Below are 17,244 nucleotides of genomic sequence, written 5' to 3'. Positions count from 1 at the left end.
CGGCACTCACTGATAAACGGTGTGGCGCCGGGTTTACAACTCAGCGGTACAGCATCTGACCCCGCATCTTTGCCAGTTCAGCCAGCAGACGGTTTTGCAGGGGGTGAGGGACGCCGGATTTGTCCATGGCGTTAATCAGCAAATCGACGGTGTGATTGAAATGGGTTTCGGTAATGTTCATACCGGCATGAACCTGCTCCATGGTGTCACCGGTGTAACTGCAACCACCGCCGCTGACCATACAAATCTGCTCCTCCAGTTTGGCGCGGAAGCGGTCAATATCACTGCCTTCAAAATAAGGAAGGATAACGGGGTCATACTCAATCTCTGTCACGAAGTTATTTACAATCTCCTCAACTTTCTGTTTTCCGCCAAGCTCTGAATACAGTGTCTGATTGTGACTGGCGCACCCGTTTAAAAGCAGCAGGGTAAAAATACCGGTTAGCAACTTCACCATAACTGGCCTCCGAGAGATAAGTAAATGCCATTCTGATCCGGTGCGCCGGCGATACTGCCAAGTTCTGCCCACGCCAGGGTGACATTGAAAGATTTAGAAGGAATATAGGTAACGAATACGTCCCACCAGTCTTCTTCTCCCAATCCCAGGTTATCTGGTTTCTGCCGGTATTCGGCCCCCACAGCAACATGGCGGTTAAGCAGCACCCCTACCGAACCTTCCATCATCACTTCATAGTCATCATCCGCTGTGTGACCGAAGCCCAGCAACCCCATCTGGTTCGCATTTGTCATTCTGGCGGTGAGATTCCACACCAGGTTATAACCTGCCACAGCGCCAAGGTGCACTTTAGTAGCCGACACATAAAAGTCGGTACCACTGTTGTCAGCACTGCCGAGGGCGTAGGCAATAGCATCATCCTGCAATTCTTTGAACTGCACACCGGCACTGATTTGCGGTAAATCAGAATACACCACGTCTCCCCACAGCCTGACTTTTGCACCGTAGATATTCTGCGAAATATCTCCGCCGATGGTGGTCAGGTCGAAGGTTTGTCTGGCAACAGATAACTCAGCGCGGTCATACAGTGACACACTGGCGCCGGCAACCTGTAAACGGTAATCGTCCAGATTCACGCGGGTGAGAAAGGCATTGACTGACACTTCGCTATCGGTGTCGTAGCCGGACAAGGTGGCCCAGGGCACAATACCGCCTCCGCCGCTGCCCTCAACCTGATTCAGACCGGCAGTACCGGTGAGTTTGCCGGAACCGGCCAGCGCCGGCAGTGACACACTCAATAACAAAACACAAACCCGTTGCAGCAATGTCATGTTGTCTCCGTTCGTTGTATACCGTAGTGCGTGGAACCCAGCCATTCGTACATAGCGGGTACAGTCAGTGGCCGGCTGATGAAGTAGCCCTGTGCAATGTCACAGCCACCGTCTTTTAAAATTTGCCATGAGCGTTCATCCTCTACCCCTTCTGCCACCACACAAAGATGAAAAACCGCTGCCAGATTCAGCACGGTACGCACAATTTGCTGATCGCTGTCGTCGCTGGCCAGTTTGAGCACGAAGCTCTTATCAATTTTGATGGTCTGCACCGGTAAGGTTTTTAAATAAGCCAGTGACGAATATCCCGTGCCGAAATCATCAATAGCGAAATGAAAGCCCATGGCTTTAAGTGTATTCAGATTCCTGATTGCCAGCGCCGCATCTTCCACTAAATCACTTTCTGTAATTTCCAGTTCCACATCAGAAGGAGTAAGCCCTTTAGCGGCAATCTTTTCAGCCAGACTCTGCATCAACTCAGGGCGCTGAATATCCTGAGTGGATAAATTAATCGCCACAGAAAAAACATAGCCCTGCTGCCGGAATCCCGCAAGGTCGTCTAAAGTGCGGTCCAGTACCCAGGTGGTCACCTGCTCAATCAGACCAGCCTGTTCGGCAATGCCGATAAATTCATCCGGTGGCACAAGTCCCAAACTTGCACTGTTCCAGCGGATGAGTGCTTCCACGCTGCACACCCGGTTAGTTTGTAAGTGGACTTTGGGTTGATAAACCATGGAGAGCTCTGTCTGGTCGCCGGTAAGCACTTTTTTCAGTTCGGTGATAATAGTAAGCCGGCGCAGATACTTGGTTTGCATTTCTTCTTTAAATGCAATGAGCCAGTGATCATGTTGCTTGCTTTCATCCGACAGGATATTAATTTTCCTGAAGACTTCTTCGGTGGTATCTCCGTCTGACGGGCAACTTAAATGAGCAAAGAAGACTTTCATGGGGATCACCAGACCGTCGAACTCCACCGGCGCTTCCAGTTGCTGACGAAAGGCATCGATAGCAGTTTCATCCAGCGGCACATCGGGGACAAAGAGAAAATCACCGCCAGCGAGTCTGGCCGCCATGCCGGGCCATGACAGGGTTCTCTGCGCCATGGTTTTTATGCAGAAGTCTCCGGTGGTATAACCATACAAATCGTTGATGGTACGGATCCCCATAATATTGATACCAAGGATTTGCAGTGTCTCGCCTGCATCCAGGCGCAGATTGAGCTTTTCTTCAACAAAATGCCGGTTATAGAGCCCGGACAACATGTCGTGCTGAGCCTGGAACAGAATGTGATCTTCCCGTGAGCGGATACGGGCTTGCATGGTGTTAAATGCACGGGCCAGTTCGCCGATTTCTGACACTCTGTCGTCCGACTTTACCGGCTCCTGATAATGGCCCTCTGCTATCTCATTAACAGCAGTCACCAGATGGTTTACCGGCGTGCTGACCCGCTTGGCTAAAACCATCGAAATAGCCAGCGACAACACAATAATGCCCAGAGCAATCACAATCACCACCGTCTGCAGATCCAGCACACTCAGGTACTGTTCACTGACATCCAGCGCGATGCGAATTTTGACCGGGATATGGTCAATTCCCGGCAATTCCAGTTCTCTGACTTCATACAGGCTTTCATCCTGCGCCATGATCCGGAACCAGTTGATTTCCCGGTCGCTGCGCACAATAAGCCTTGCCGCAAAATCATGGGAAAGGCTGCTGTTCAGCACACGGGCACTGTTGTCAACGGACGTAATGATCACTTCGGCCTGCACCACTTCGCTTAACAGGGCGAGGAAATTGTCGTCCAGTGCAAACGCCGCCCCCAGATATCCGATAACTCTGGGTGCCGCCACCGGCGCTACCACGGCGTGGTACAAGGTGTCATTCATAAACACGTAATCACGGGTTATTTCACCCGGATCTATATTGCGGTACCGTTCGCCAAAGGAGCGGTCACCTGACACCAGAATATCGTCCGGAAAGGAAGTAATCGTTTCATCCTGAAGATTCAGCATCACCAGAAAATCGAAGTCCTGTCTGGCATCCATAGTCTGCAGGGCGCTGTTGATGGTGGGCGGATCGTAACTGGCAAATGCGGCTCTGAATTCATAGGCCGTGGATAACGCTTTGGTTGATGCGTAAAGGGCTTTGGTGCGTTCCTCAACAATGTGCTGCAAAATGTTAGTGTCGATGGCGAGTTCTTTTTCCAGATTCTGCTGAACCAGGTCGTCAGTGGCATTCCAGACAGACAGCAGAATTAACCCTGCGGTCAGCACGGTGCTGCCAAGCAGAATGCGAAACAGGCTGTGCCGCAGAGACAACGATCTCATCATCAGTTTCCGAACTTCTTACTACCGAAAGTGCGTGACTTTTTCACAGGCTCAGCCGGAATGGCAGCTTTAAGCGTCAGGGTAATGCTTTCACTTCCGGCAGACTCATCCAAACTGACCGTTTCCTGCCGGCTTTGCACAATATCCAGTTCCGGGTGCCATAACGTGACGGACTGAACGCCGTCGGGGATCACAACACTGCCATCGTTTCCAGTGATAAATACCCGGGCATTTTCATAAACATAGACGTACCCAATCATCTGGTCATGAATATTGCATCCAAGCGCGACGATACCAGGTTTATCAAACTCCACAGGATCCGCTGACAACCCGCTATACAGCTTAATTTCGAAAGGTTTCGCCTGTGAAAAGCTGTATACATGGTGGCGGATATTGTCGCTGTTTGGAAACGTAACAGACGTACCGGCAGGTACGGCCAGCACGTGAGGGACAAACTGTTTGTCGACCTGATCCATGACCGCTGTGCCTGCTGCAGGAGTGCTGTCAGAAGTCACACTGACCACGGCATTGACCACCGGCTTGCCAGCCGGGTCGACGATGGTCAGATTTTTCGCCTGCACGCCGCAGGTAATCAATGACAGATAAGCGGCTAAGGTAAGCGCGAAGGTTTTAAACTGCATAAACACGGCACCGGGCATCAGGGCATGGGTTATCTTTTAAACATAATCCATGGGGTAAAAGCGCGCAAACTGTGGCAGGGTATTTTGTCAAAGTTGATAAAATCTTTGCCCGTACGCATAATACAGCGCAAATAATAGCGCAGTTTCACGGAACGAAATTGTCATATAAAACGACGGAGTTTTACTTGTCTACAGGCCTGTCAAAATTGGTTATCCGCGCATGCATGGCATTGATGCTGGCGTGCTCATGTGTTGTCGCCGTGGCTGCAAATGAAGCCTGGCTGGACGACTACGCCCGCTATGTGAAACGGGAAGCCATTAAATACAACGTGCCGGGCTATGCCTTTGTGTATTATCAGCAAGGAGAAACACCCAAGGTATACGTGTTCGGCCGCACAAAGAAAAACGGTGAGATGATTGACGGCGATACGGTGTTCCGGCTCGCATCTGTATCGAAATCTTTTACCGCCCTGCTCACTGCAAAGCTGGTACAGCAGGGGAAAATGCGCTGGGACATGCCGGTGAGCGAACTGGTACCGGATATTCCGTTCACCGGTCAGGGCATGGATACGCTGCAACTGCAGCATATTGTCAGTCAGTCCAGCGGCTTTATGCCCAACGCCTATGATAATTTAATAGAAGCCGACTACTCACTGGAGCGGGTACTGCAACAGCTCGCCATTCTCGACCCGTTGTGTGCTCCGGGTGCCTGTTATACCTACCAGAACGCCATGTTCGGAGCGATTGCCTATTATCTCGGTATGCAAAATACGTCTTATCACCGCCAGTTGGATGAACAGGTGTTTATTCCCCTTGGAATGAAAACGGCCAGTGCCGGCAAAGCTGCACTCATGGCATCAGAAAGCTGGGCCAGACCGCACATTGCCATTGCACGCGATAAGTGGCGTGAAGGCATGGTTGAGAGCAATTACTACCGGTTCGCACCGGCAGCAGGTGTTAACGCCAGCATTAAAGACATGACCATCTATCTGCAGGCTATGCTGGGGGAATTCCCCACTGTTGTTCCGCCGGAGCTGATTGAAGAAATAACCACGCCGGTGGTGAAAACCACCCGCGAGGTTTACCGTCGCGGCTGGCGGGAGCATCTTAACAGCGCGTGGTATGGAAAAGGCTGGCGAATTTACGACTTTGACGGCAAACGCCTGAATTATCACAGTGGCTGGGTAAAAGGTTACCGCGCTGATGTGGCGTTCTCACCGGAATACAAAGCCGGCTATGTAATGCTGATGAACGCCGAATCCAACATGATTAACTCCACCACAGCGGAGTTCTGGGACCGGTACTTTGAGCAGGCTGATGAGAAGAGAGCGCTCGCACAGACAGAAGAAAACAGGCCGGCAGCCGGCCAGTAAGCCGCGAAAAAACAACACTCACAAAAAAGGCAATGTTCACCGGAACATTGCCTTTTCTTTATCTACTTAAAATGCCGCGCTGTTTACGAGCGGGTTTTCATATAAGTATAACCACTTAAACAATTTTCGTAGAAGTCAGTCCATTTCACCGCTTCACGGGGGTTTAAGTTGCCGCTTGAAATCTGACGGTCAATCATACGCTTCACATCAGACGCCATAGCGCGGGGGTTGTACTGCATGATTTCCAGTACATCCTGCACCGACGATCCTTTCACCACTTCCTCGATGTAGAAGTCTTGTGGATCATCGTCGTAGCTGAAGATGTGCACTTCGTTCAGACGACCGAACAAATTGTGCATGTCACCCATTACGTCCTGGTACGCACCGGTTAAGAACAGACCAACGTAATAAGGCTCGTCTTTCTTCAGCTTGTGCATAGGCAGAATATCGGTGATTTCACGACCTGCCGTGAACTGGTCAATCTTACCGTCACTGTCACAGGTAATATCCACCAGCGAACAGTTAACCTCCGGCTTCTCGCCCATGCGCGTTACCGGCACGACAGGCAACAACTGGTCGATAGCCCACGTATCGGCTGCTGACTGGAATACCGAGAAGTTAGCCAGATACTGGGAAGACAAGCTGTAATCCAGACCCTGAATTTCTTCCGGCACATACTCCGCTGTGGAATAGTGAGCCTTCAGGCGCGTCATGATGCGCCAGTACAGGGTTTCGATTTTACCCAGTTCATCCAGAGTCAGTACGCGCAGTTTAAACGCATCCATTGCCTGCTCTTTCCACTGGGAAGCATCGTTGAAGACTTCCTGCATGTTCTTTTGTTCATCGAAGGTTTCTGACAGCTCGCGGATATTGCTGACAAATACATGCTCACCTTCTACCGGAGTCACATCCACTTCTGCCATATCTGAACGGATTTCACCCACGATTTCAGTAATTACGCAGCTGTGGTGCGCAGTAATCGCCCGGCCACTTTCGCTCACCAGATTCGGATGCGGCACGCCTTCCAGGTCGCACACTTCTTTCATACCGTATACAACATCAGAGACATATTCCTGCATGTTGTAGTTACGGGATGATTCATTGGTTGATGCACTGCCGTCGTAGTCGATACCTAAGCCACCACCCACATCAACATAATCCAGCGGGAATCCTAACTTGTGCAGTTCAGCATAAATCCGTGCGCCTTCGGTCATGGCTTCTTTTACAGAACGGATGTCTGTTAACTGGCTGCCGATATGGAAATGCAGCAACTTGAAGCAATGCTCCATACCTTCATCCCGCAGGAAACGGGCTGCTTTTAAGATTTCAGCGATGGTCAGGCCGAATTTGGCTCTTTCACCACCGGAGCTTTCCCACTTGCCCCGGCCTTTGACGGTCATTTTTGAGCGCATACCGATTATCGGGTCGATATTCAGCTCTTTGGCCGTTTTAACCAGCAATGTGAGTTCTGAATACTTTTCAATCACCACAACAACGCGGCGACCCAGCTTGCGGCCAAGCAGTGCAAGCTTCATGAACTCTTCGTCTTTATAGCCGTTCAGTACGGTCAGTGAATCTTCGTTAGTATTCAGTGCCAGTACGGTGATCAACTCAGCTTTTGAGCCGGCTTCCAGGCCGTAATTAAAAGGTTCGCCGGCATCAACGATTTCCTCTACCACTTCGCGCATCTGGTTTACTTTTACCGGATAAACGCCCTGGTATTCACCGTTATATTCAGCCTCAGCAATGGTATTACGGAAGATAGTGTTTAAATTCGCAACCTGCGAACGCAGCACATCGTGGAATCGCACAACCACAGGAAACTGCACGCCTTCTTCACGGATTTCGTCAATTACCGCTTTAAAATCAATTCGAATACTGGGATCAGAGGGGACAGGAGTAACATGCACGTTACCGTTGTCACCAATGGTAAAGTAACCGCCGCCCCAACGTGAGACGCCGTACAATTTTTCCGCTTCTTCGATGCTCCACTCAGCCAATTGTTTTCACCTTAAAAAATCAAACGCCCTTTCTCAGATACTGGACAAGGCGAGTTGTGGATTATTCGTCATATTTTGGAGCGCCATTATAATCGTCTTGCAAGTCAGTGCTATGAAAATCGTCATAATTTTATGTCACAAAAAACGAATATCTATTCACTGGCATTATGAGGCAAAGCACACTGGCTGCAGACCAAAAAACAAACTGCCGGTCTCTCACCATACCGACATTTCTCTGAAGCGCAAATGTTAAGAAAAATCGCTTTCCCGTTCTCATCCGTAAGCTATTGTTATAGAAAAGGCTCAGCGTAAGCCTGTCAGACATAACAAGAGGAAAGTAGCATGAGTGCCCCTGCAGTTAATCCGCAACGCCCCGCCATTTTAACCATTGATCAGGGCACCACATCCACCCGCACAATCGTGTTTGACGGGCAATTTTCACCGGTCTTCACGGCGCAGGAAGAATACCCTCAACATTATCCGAAACCGGGCTGGGTCGAGCACAATCCGGAAGATATCTGGCAAACCACGCTGAGTGCTGTGAAAGAAGCACTGACGTTCAGTGACAAGGAAGGCTATCACGTTGCCGGTATTGGCCTGGTGAATCAGCGGGAAACCACCGTGGTATGGGACAGACAAACCGGAGAAGCGATATATCCGGCCATTGTATGGCAGGACCGGCGCACAGCATCCCAATGCAATAAAATGAAAGACAAAGAAGAATGGCTGCATCAGCGCACGGGCCTTCGCTGTGACCCTTATTTTTCTGCCACCAAAATCCGCTGGATTCTGGATAACGTGGAGGGTGCACAGCAAAAAGCAGATAGGGGCGAACTGGCTTTTGGCACCATAGACAGCTTCCTTATCTGGCGTTTAACCGGCGGAAAACACCACCTTACCGATACTACCAACGCCAGTCGCACAAACCTTTTTAATATCAATACTCTGACCTGGGATAACGAATTACTGGATTTATTCGGTGTGCCCGCTTCTATGCTTCCCGAAGTAAAAGATTGCGCCGGTGATTTTGGCTGTCTTGATGAAAGCGAGTTCGGCTGTGCAGTGCCTGTTTACGGCGTGGCAGGCGATCAGCAGGCTGCGCTGATTGGTCAGGGGTGTTTTCAGGCCGGTGAAGCAAAAACTACCTTCGGCACCGGATGTTTCGCGCTGGTGAATTCCGGCGACTCACCGGTATTTTCCGGCCAGAATTTACTGACCACCGTAGCCTACACCATTAACGGTAAAGCCTGTTTTGCCATGGAAGGGTCAATCTTTGTGGCTGGCGCGGCGGTACAATGGCTTCGGGACAGTCTCTGTATTCTTAAGCATGCGGCAGACTCAGAAGCACTGGCCAGTCAGGTAGAAGATGACCATCAGGTTGTGGTGGTACCGGCGTTTACCGGCCTGGGCGCACCTTACTGGGAGCCGATGGCGCGGGGCGCGATTTACGGTTTAACCCGTGGTTCCACCGATGCTCATATTGTTCGCGCTACGCTGGAATCCGTGGCTTACCAGACACAGGATTTGGTTGACGCGATACACAGTGACGGCATATGCACGACGGCAATAAACGTGGATGGTGGCATGGTACAAAACAGCTGGTTCTGTCAGTTTCTTGCCGACACGCTGTACATTCCGGTGAACCGGCCCGAAATCATGGAGACCACCGCGCTGGGTGCTGCATTTCTGGCCGCCCTGCAAGCCGGATGGCAATCAGATTTACATGCATTTGCAGGTATGAACCCCTGCGATTCTGCATTTACGCCTGCGGCAAACAATGCCTTAAGAGTAAAACGTAAAGCCCGCTGGCAGGCAGCGGTGAAAGCCACGCTGATGATGGCAAAAGCAGAGAGTGTGCTATCGGAATAAATAAGCATTTGTCTATACCATTGCTCCGTTAGCCTGTTCCGGCTTGTACAAAACAGGGGATTTGCGTAGTGTTGGTCTCCTCTTATAAAGACAATATTTCCGGGAATCATGTTAAAACAGCTCTTTTTCGGCAGTGCACTTCTCACTGCCACCGGCGCTTTTGCCGCCACACCGGTTTCACCTGTGGGTGAAGCGGTGAATCTGAATAAATATCGTGAAGATGTAAAAATTCTGGCCAGCGATGCCTTTGAAGGCCGCGCACCGCTTTCTGCCGGTGAGCAAAAAACCATCGATTATCTGGTCACTCAGTTTAAGAATATCGGGCTGGCTCCGGCATTCGGCGACAGTTACATCCAGAAGGTCCCGCTGGCGAAAATCAGTGCTGACCAGGATATGACACTGACCATCGGCGATCAGTCTTTCGAAAACGGGGCTGAATTTGTGGCCCGTACCGAGCGCATATCTGCTGATATCACGCTGAATGACGACGTTGTGTTTGTGGGATACGGTATTAACGCGCCGGAATACCACTGGAATGACTACGCGGACGTTGATGTAAAAGGCAAAACCGTTATCGTGCTGGTTAATGACCCCGGTTTCGCCTCACAACGCAAAGACTTCTTTAACGGTAATGCCATGACCTACTATGGCCGCTGGACATACAAATACGAAGAGGCAGCCCGTCAGGGTGCTGAAGCCGTATTTATTGTGCATGAAACCATGCCGGCGGGTTATGGCTGGGGAGTCGTACAGGCTGGCGGCACCACCACCAAATACTCGTTAATTGATGACAACGATAACCAGTCAAAAGTGGGTGTGATGGGCTGGATGCATCTGCGTGCTGCGGAAAAAGTATTTGAAGCAGCGGGACTTAACTACCGGGAAATGAAAGCTAAAGCTTCAGCACCGGGTTTCAAAGCCGTTGATTTAAACGCTAAAGCCACGCTTAAACTGCACAGCACATTCGAAATGGCGGAGTCGCAGAATGTTGCCGGTATCCTGCCCGGACACACTACACCGGATGAGTGGGTTGCTCTGCACGCACACTGGGATGGTTTAGGAAAAGGCACTGAAAATGGCAAGGAAGTGATCTTAAACGGTGCCGTAGACAATGCTTCAGGTGTTGCCGGTGTACTAAGTCTGGCCCGCGTAATGAAAGGAATGAGCGAGAAACGTCCTAATGCCAGAACCATGATGTTCGGCGCGTTTACTGCCGAAGAAACCGGCCTGATTGGGGCTGAGCACTTTTCACTGAATCCGCCGGTGCCTGCTGAAAATATTGTGGCCTTTCTGAACATTGACGGCATGAACGTGAATACAGCCACCGACTATATTCTTCAGTACGGCGAAGGGTTGTCGGAACTGGAAGATTATGTGGCGAAAGTAGCCAAATCACAGGGCCGTTTCGTGAAACCGGATCCCCGTCCGCAAAATGGTTTGTTCTTCCGTTCAGATCACTTCGCCGCGGCAAAACAGGGCATTCCGTCTTACCTGTTTATGAGTCTGGGAGACACTGACCCGTCGTTTATTGCACAGCGCTATCACAAAGCAGCCGACGACTACCTGCCGGAATGGGATTTAGGTGGCGTAGAGCAGGATTTGGATTTGATTGGTCAAATCATGGCGCAACTGGCGAATAACGGCGACTGGCCGGAATGGACCGGAGAGTCCGATTTTAAAGCGGCCCGGGAAGCGTCTAAAAAATAACCCGCCTTATCACAGGCGCTTACAGTGATACCTGAGCGCCTGTCTATCTTCCCTAATCCACGCTTAACTACCTCCTGCCGGTAATCTTTGCCGGATAACGCCTTCATTAAAGATCTTTCGCCGCCAAAAGTTCGCATATTCCACACTTCACATTAGCCGTTTGATTTACATATATTTTTGATCGTGTCAGCAAGCTTTTAACTGGTACGTTTTGTACGAAACAGCTGGTCTTAGTTCAAAGAAACGCAAAGATACGTAAAAGCACTAGACTAAAGGCGAATAACAATGCTTCGCATTTAGATAATCACTTTGGTAGACTCCGTCCCGATTTTTATATTACGGATTATTTATTTACCGCCAATCGGGATATGACTCAATGAAACCTGGAACTGTGAAAACACGTTACACCCTGCTCGCCTCTGCCATCATTGCCTCTTTTTTTCATACCGCTTCTTTTGCACAGGATGAAGCGCCGGCTACACCGGACGGCAGCGATATCGAACATATTGTTATTTCAGCGACCGGCTTCGAACAAAAACTGACAGAAGCACCAGCCAGTATTTCCGTTATTTCTCAGGAAGACTTACAGTCACGCCAGTTCATTACGCTGCTGGATGCCGTGCAATTTCAGGAAGGTATCGACATTGGTACTACCCGCGACAAAACTGGCCAGGGCACAGTCAGTATGCGTGGTCTTACCGGCGAATATACGCTGCTGCTTATTGACGGCGTTCGTATGAACAACCACGGTGACATCTACCCGAATAACTTTGGCGGTAACGCGTTCGGTCACGTACCACCAATGGAAGCGATTGAGAGGATCGAAGTGATCCGTGGTCCGGCTTCTACTCTTTACGGTGCCGATGCACTGGGCGGCGTTATCAACGTCATCACCAAAAAACGCTCTGAAGACTGGACCGGCTCTATCAACTTTGGCCGCAGCATTCAGACTGACGACCAGTTCGGTGACGACATCACCACTGACTTTTTTGCACAAGGCCCGCTGATCAAAGATTTGCTGACACTGGGTGTACGGGGCAGCATGTACGAGCGTCAGGCATCCAATCCTGAATTTGCACCTGATGTGGACCCTAACGGCGATATCCATATCCGTGAACTGGGCTTCGGCAGCGGCGGTAAAACCGTAGACAGCGACAGCAAACAGTTTGGTTTTACACTTTTCTTCACACCGTTTGAAAACCAGAGCTTCAAGTTTGATTACGACAACTCGAATCAAACCTACGACAACACCCCGACTTACAACATCGATACCGGTGAAATTTCTTATCCTCTGGGTACCAAAGATAACATCGAGTCTATCTGGGCAGACCGCCGTGGTGTGGTTAATCCCCGCGCCGGTTACGCTGCGGATCAGGAGTTCAACCGTGAGTGGTGGTCGATTACTCACCAGGGCCAGTTTGACGGCTTCTCATCAATGGTAGCCTTGTCTCACGTAGACACGACAAACGATGGCCGTACGTTACCGTTGAGCGTAGCAGAACGTTTATTACTGCAGGAAATGTATGACGGTACAGGTGCTTACGAAGGCATGACAGAAGAAGAACGTAAAGCACTGGCAGAAGATACTTTCCTGCCGCGTCCGGAGCGTCCGCTGGAAAGCAGCCAGTATACGCTTGATGTGCGCGTCGATATTCCTGTAACAGATGTTATGGGCGACCACAATATCGTGCTTGGCGGTCAGGTAATCGACGGGGAACTGCTGGACGGCGTATTTGGCCTTGAAGACAGCAATGCAGGTGGTGTTCAGGAACAAAAAATGTGGTCGTTGTTTGCAGAAGACAACTGGAGCCCGAATGACTATCTGACACTGACGGCCGGTGCCCGTTATGACGAGCATGACGTCTTTGGCAGTCAGGTTTCTCCGCGTATTTATGCGGTTTACACCTTCAATGATAACTGGACCGTTAAAGGTGGTGTGAGCACCGGTTATAAAACGCCGAACACCACAGATCTTTACGACGGTATCACCGGTTTCGGTGGCCAGGGTACCTCACCGTTCGCAGGTAACCCTGACTTACAACCTGAAACCAGTGTAAACAGTGAAATTGCTGTTTACTGGAACAGCGATGCAGGCCATAACTTCAACCTGACTTACTTCAATACACAGTTTGAAGACAAAATTGCCAGCGGTGATACGGTTTACAGCTGTGAAGTCACCGGCGGCGTGCGTCCTTGTGTTAACTTAGGTGATTACGACCAGCTGGGTTATCAGACTTACAGCCAGAAAATCAACATTGATAAAGTTGATTTGCAAGGTATTGAAATGGCCGGCCGCGTACAGATCAGCCCGGAATGGTTCGTTACCGCTAACTACACCTGGACTGACAGCGAACAGAAAAGTGGTCCTGAAGCCGGTCAGCCACTGACCAACACTGCAGAGCACATGGCGAACATTACCGTAAACTGGGATATGACCGAAGACTTCAGTGTTTATCTGCAGTCGCAAATCCGTTCAGACCGCTACCGTGGCTGGGACAGCACACTGGATAAGCCGCTGTACTACAAAAACTATCAGCTGATGACGCTGGGTGCCCGTTACCGTATTACTGAATACGTGTCGGTTAATGCCCGTATCAACAACCTGCTGGACGAAGATTTCACGTCTTACACCACCGAATACAACGATTTGAATGGTGACGGCAGTTACGAGTATCTCACCGGCCGTGGTGTGGTAAGTGAAGTCGTATTCCTCGACGACTACAACATCAAAGACCGCGCGCGTAACCTGTGGGTAGGCGTTAACGTGAAGTTCTGATGTAATACATCACTAACGTAAAACAAAATGGCCGGTATCCTTCGATACCGGCCATTCTTTTTTAAACGGCTTCTAAACCGCGCAGCGTAAATTCATCTGCCGGCACCCGGACCTTCTCAGGCACCACAGCATCTTCAAGGCGGTAACCGGCCGCGCATATGACACAGGCATTCAGTCCGCGCTCAGTGAGCCCCAGTGCCTTGTTAATCCCGGCAGGACTAAATCCTGTCATCGGGCATGTGTCCACACCACGGAGTGCACCTTCAGCAATCAGCGAACCCAGTGCGATGAAAGCTTGCTGCTGCGCTACCTGTACCTTTTGCTCAGGTGTCTGACCCGCATAATAAGACTTAATGTAATCGGCATAGCCCGCCTGACTACCTGCTTCTGCGCTGGTCTGAGAATAGATGCGGTCAAAGTATGCATCCACCGTTTTGTCAGTAATCTCAGTTTCGTTGGCAAAAATAAACAAATGAGAACAGCTTGGCAGCTGAGTCTGACCAAAGGTGTGCGCTGCCAGTGCATTCAGCGTGTCTCTGTCGTCAATCACGATAAGACGGTAAGGTTGCAGGCCAAAAGCAGACACCGAGAGACGGGCCGCTTCAGTCATGCCGTTGATGTCCTCATCACTGACTTTTTGTGACGAGAATTGTTTTAACGAAAAGCGTTGGGAAAGTGCAGGAATTAAGCTCACAGGTGTGTCTCCGTAAAGTAGATGATGGGGCTACTTTAACCGGTTAGCGACAAGATGAAATTAACATTAGTTAAAAACACAGAAATTTGTTTTGAATGGCAGCCATGTTTATTTCGTTACACTTAACACCGGTTAATTTCATCATCTGAACGATACCTTAGAGTACGGCTTACTCTCTTTAAACAGGTACTTCACAATGTTCGATGTCTATCTTTCACAACTCAGTTTAATCCCGCCGGAAACGCCGGATGTTGATTTCCTCAATAAACTGGTTGAACGTCACGTCGCCACTTATTCGTTTAACAATACCGGTGTTTTGCTCCGCGAGACTTTGTCACTGGAGCTCAGCGCCATTCTCCACAAACTGGTGACACGTAAAGCCGGCGGCTTCTGCTTTGAGCACAATAAACTGGTTATGCATTGTCTGGATTCGCTGGGTTACGACACCCGGCTGGTGATGGGACGCGTCTTCAATAATCATATCCGCGATGTACCCCGTACTCACCGGGTAACACTGGTAACCCTCGACGGTGAAGACTATCTGATTGACTGCGGATTCGGAGCGTCCGTTCCTCAGGCGCCACTTAAATTGAGTGAACAGGGTATTCAGCAGGCCGGAAACAGACAATACACGATTAAACCACTCCCCAACGGAGAATACGACGTGGTGTTGATTAAAGACGGCAGCCCCTTCGTGCTCTACCGTATTGACTCCGCCGTCTATTCGGAAGCGGATTGCACTGCTGGCCACTTATATTCCATCGCCCATCCGCAGGCCGTTTTTGTCAATAATTTAGTGGTCAGTATCAATAAACCTGATCAAACTCATGCGCTGATTAATTACACCCTGACCAGCACATTTCAGGGGAGACAAGAAGAAACCCGGGTGACATCAGCAGAGCAGCTCACCCATATTCTGCAGCGTGTTTTCACGCTGCCGGTGGATACCGCGATATGCCACTTTTTGTTTGAGCGCTATGTGCAACCGCATTTATATCAGGACGGGCAACCCGCTGCACCGGAGCAATCCTGATGAAGTCTCCGTTGCTTCCGGCTATCCTCTGGTCGTGGTTGATGGCATCCTCTTTTGTTGTCTCTGCACAGGTGACCGCTTATGCCTCACCACTACCGGTGACATTTCTGCGGTTTCTGATGGCTTTACTCATAATGACTCCATTTTATATTGCCGGCCGCAGAAGTCATCCCGCCCCGTTAATTTCGTCAATGAAAGCAGGTGCGCAACTAGCCCTGGTCAGCGGGAGTCTGACCGGATTCTTTGTTTGCCTGTTTACCGCTTTGAAGACCACAACATCCTTGAACACATCGGTGATGTACACCTTCGTTCCGTTTCTCGGCGCACTTACCGGACTCTTTTTTTCCATCCGTACCACCTCCCGTCAGTGGTTCGGCTACCTTTGCGGCGCAGCCGGCGCTATTATCGTATTGCTGTCTACACGCAACGGCGGACTGGTATGGCATTCAGGGGATGCGATTTATCTGGCAGGATGTATTCTGCTCGCAATACATGTTGTCTCTGTACAGCGTTGGTTTGGTCAGTACACCGCATTTGGCGGCGCATACCGTATCATGTTCGCCGGCACCTTATGGTTGTTACCCTTCACACTGCTTGCCGGAGGCTTGTCTCAGGTGCAATGGCAAGCCGTCACCTTCTGGCAGATGATTAGTTACCTTACTATCGCTACCACGCTCTTAACGTTTGTACTGCAACAGCGTATTGTGGCGCAGGGCGGTGCGCGGTGTCTGCTCGGGATCAGTTATACCATTCCGGTCTGGGTGGCCTGCTATGAAAATATCAACGCACCGGCAGCGTTATTTTTATCACCGGGATTTGTTGCTGGCAGTAGCCTGGTTGTCATTGCGTTAGTGCTGATCGACAACGGTTTTAATCATAAGGGAGCCGTAAATGGACAAAGCATGCCTGAAAAAACAGCTTGAGGATTTCTTTGGACGTTATCAGTCCGGCATAGACTGGTCGGGCTTAAACTTAACGCCGGAAGTACATGTACTTCCCAAAGGTAAAACCTTATTCAGACAAGGTGACTGTTCAACCAGAGTTTATTTTCTTAACACCGGCCTGGTGCGTTATTACAGTGTGTCAGAGGAGGGAAAGGAGTATACCCAGACGCTGGCTAAAGCTCCCAGAATCGTTGGTTCGACCCGCGCAATGACAATGGGTTTACCGGCTCAATTTTCCATAGAAGCACTGCAGGACTCTGTGGCCATTTCGTTTCACTGGCCATCTTTCTTTGAAAGTATGAAGAATAACCTGGCGTTTATGCAGGCTTATGCGCTGTTCCTTACCGATATTTTTATCAGTAAGGAAGAAAAAGAAAGCATGATGGTGAAGCACTCAGCAACACACCGCTACGTGACTTTTTGCAGCGATTTTCCCGAGCTGAACACCGTACTCACCAAACAACAAATTGCGTCTTATCTGGGAATAACGCCGGTAGCATTAAGCCGCATCCGCGCCAGATTGAATGACAGTGAATCCCGTGAGAAAACCATCTGACAGCGGTGAAGTGGTCACCTGCTGCCCTTCACCGTTA

Annotated in this window: 13 protein-coding genes; 7 read left to right on the top strand and 6 right to left on the bottom strand. The window is 50.1% G+C overall.

Going from position 1 to position 17,244, the window contains the following annotated elements; all coding sequences use genetic code 11:
* Positions 1-40: 40 nt before the first annotated feature.
* The 4 genes from ACXAH4_RS01300 to ACXAH4_RS01285 are packed head-to-tail and all read right to left on the bottom strand — an operon-like array spanning position 41 to position 4,255.
* Entirely contained in the window at positions 41-457 is a 417-nt protein-coding gene (locus ACXAH4_RS01300; protein WP_349590528.1) for a group I truncated hemoglobin, read from the bottom strand.
* Positions 451-1,287 carry a DUF3034 family protein gene (locus ACXAH4_RS01295; RefSeq protein WP_474880373.1) on the bottom strand — a complete coding sequence of 279 codons (837 nt, stop codon included), beginning with the start codon at positions 1,285-1,287 and terminating at the stop codon, positions 451-453. The genes ACXAH4_RS01300 and ACXAH4_RS01295 overlap by 7 nt, the downstream gene beginning before the upstream one ends.
* A complete protein-coding gene (locus ACXAH4_RS01290; protein ID WP_474880371.1) occupies positions 1,284-3,617 on the bottom strand; it encodes a putative bifunctional diguanylate cyclase/phosphodiesterase in 2,334 nt (777 codons plus the stop codon). Before ACXAH4_RS01290 ends, ACXAH4_RS01295 begins: the two co-directional genes overlap by 4 nt.
* Entirely contained in the window at positions 3,617-4,255 is a 639-nt protein-coding gene (locus ACXAH4_RS01285) for a methylamine utilization protein (protein ID WP_474880370.1), read from the bottom strand. The genes ACXAH4_RS01290 and ACXAH4_RS01285 overlap by 1 nt, the downstream gene beginning before the upstream one ends.
* Before the next feature lie 224 nt (positions 4,256-4,479).
* On the opposite strand from ACXAH4_RS01285, the gene ACXAH4_RS01280 reads away from it, so the two are divergent.
* Entirely contained in the window at positions 4,480-5,628 is a 1,149-nt protein-coding gene (locus tag ACXAH4_RS01280; protein ID WP_474842389.1) for a serine hydrolase domain-containing protein, read from the top strand.
* 83 nt (positions 5,629-5,711) lie between these two features.
* Here the strand turns inward: ACXAH4_RS01280 and speA are convergent, their stop codons facing one another.
* The gene (gene speA, locus ACXAH4_RS01275; protein WP_474880368.1) at positions 5,712-7,628 is read right to left on the bottom strand and encodes a biosynthetic arginine decarboxylase; all 1,917 of its coding nucleotides are present in this window, start codon (positions 7,626-7,628) and stop codon (positions 5,712-5,714) included.
* A gap of 342 nt (positions 7,629-7,970) precedes the next feature.
* Between speA and glpK the strand changes: the two genes are divergently transcribed.
* The 3 genes from glpK to ACXAH4_RS01260 all read left to right on the top strand — a co-directional run bounded on the left by glpK (position 7,971) and on the right by ACXAH4_RS01260 (position 13,980).
* Positions 7,971-9,497, top strand: coding sequence for a glycerol kinase GlpK (gene glpK / locus ACXAH4_RS01270; protein ID WP_474880366.1), 1,527 nt, complete (start codon positions 7,971-7,973; stop codon positions 9,495-9,497).
* A 108-nt stretch (positions 9,498-9,605) separates the two neighbouring features.
* Positions 9,606-11,204 carry a M28 family metallopeptidase gene (locus tag ACXAH4_RS01265; RefSeq protein ID WP_474880364.1) on the top strand — a complete coding sequence of 533 codons (1,599 nt, stop codon included), beginning with the start codon at positions 9,606-9,608 and terminating at the stop codon, positions 11,202-11,204.
* A gap of 376 nt (positions 11,205-11,580) precedes the next feature.
* The gene (locus tag ACXAH4_RS01260) at positions 11,581-13,980 is read left to right on the top strand and encodes a TonB-dependent receptor domain-containing protein (RefSeq protein ID WP_474880362.1); all 2,400 of its coding nucleotides are present in this window, start codon (positions 11,581-11,583) and stop codon (positions 13,978-13,980) included.
* A 61-nt stretch (positions 13,981-14,041) separates the two neighbouring features.
* On the opposite strand, the gene ACXAH4_RS01255 is transcribed toward ACXAH4_RS01260, so the two are convergent.
* Complete coding sequence (locus ACXAH4_RS01255) at positions 14,042-14,674, bottom strand: nitroreductase family protein (protein ID WP_161599193.1); 633 nt, start codon at positions 14,672-14,674, stop codon at positions 14,042-14,044.
* Positions 14,675-14,870: 196 nt separating this feature from the next.
* On the opposite strand from ACXAH4_RS01255, the gene ACXAH4_RS01250 reads away from it, so the two are divergent.
* The 3 genes from ACXAH4_RS01250 to ACXAH4_RS01240 are packed head-to-tail and all read left to right on the top strand — an operon-like array spanning position 14,871 to position 17,207.
* Entirely contained in the window at positions 14,871-15,707 is an 837-nt protein-coding gene (locus tag ACXAH4_RS01250) for an arylamine N-acetyltransferase family protein (RefSeq protein WP_474880360.1), read from the top strand.
* Positions 15,707-16,630 (top strand): DMT family transporter, encoded by a 924-nt coding sequence (locus ACXAH4_RS01245; RefSeq protein WP_474880359.1) that lies wholly within the window; start codon positions 15,707-15,709, stop codon positions 16,628-16,630. The genes ACXAH4_RS01250 and ACXAH4_RS01245 overlap by 1 nt, the downstream gene beginning before the upstream one ends.
* Positions 16,599-17,207, top strand: coding sequence for a Crp/Fnr family transcriptional regulator (locus tag ACXAH4_RS01240; RefSeq protein WP_474880357.1), 609 nt, complete (start codon positions 16,599-16,601; stop codon positions 17,205-17,207). The genes ACXAH4_RS01245 and ACXAH4_RS01240 overlap by 32 nt, the downstream gene beginning before the upstream one ends.
* The last annotated feature ends 37 nt before the right edge of the window (positions 17,208-17,244 follow it).

The organism is Alteromonas sp. ABV2_168, assembly GCF_056161165.1.
Note: the sequence above shows the minus strand (reverse complement) of the source record. Positions and strands in the feature narration are given on the sequence as shown.

Coding starts and splice junctions, on each gene's coding strand:
- ACXAH4_RS01300 (WP_349590528.1), bottom strand. CDS start 457: ATGGTGAAGTTGCTAACCGGTATTTTTACCCTGCTGCTTTTAAACGGG.
- ACXAH4_RS01290 (WP_474880371.1), bottom strand. CDS start 3,617: ATGATGAGATCGTTGTCTCTGCGGCACAGCCTGTTTCGCATTCTGCTT.
- ACXAH4_RS01265 (WP_474880364.1), top strand. CDS start 9,606: ATGTTAAAACAGCTCTTTTTCGGCAGTGCACTTCTCACTGCCACCGGC.
- glpK (WP_474880366.1), top strand. CDS start 7,971: ATGAGTGCCCCTGCAGTTAATCCGCAACGCCCCGCCATTTTAACCATT.
- ACXAH4_RS01280 (WP_474842389.1), top strand. CDS start 4,480: ATGGCATTGATGCTGGCGTGCTCATGTGTTGTCGCCGTGGCTGCAAAT.
- ACXAH4_RS01245 (WP_474880359.1), top strand. CDS start 15,707: ATGAAGTCTCCGTTGCTTCCGGCTATCCTCTGGTCGTGGTTGATGGCA.
- ACXAH4_RS01260 (WP_474880362.1), top strand. CDS start 11,581: ATGAAACCTGGAACTGTGAAAACACGTTACACCCTGCTCGCCTCTGCC.
- ACXAH4_RS01250 (WP_474880360.1), top strand. CDS start 14,871: ATGTTCGATGTCTATCTTTCACAACTCAGTTTAATCCCGCCGGAAACG.
- ACXAH4_RS01240 (WP_474880357.1), top strand. CDS start 16,599: ATGGACAAAGCATGCCTGAAAAAACAGCTTGAGGATTTCTTTGGACGT.
- ACXAH4_RS01295 (WP_474880373.1), bottom strand. CDS start 1,287: ATGACATTGCTGCAACGGGTTTGTGTTTTGTTATTGAGTGTGTCACTG.
- ACXAH4_RS01285 (WP_474880370.1), bottom strand. CDS start 4,255: ATGCAGTTTAAAACCTTCGCGCTTACCTTAGCCGCTTATCTGTCATTG.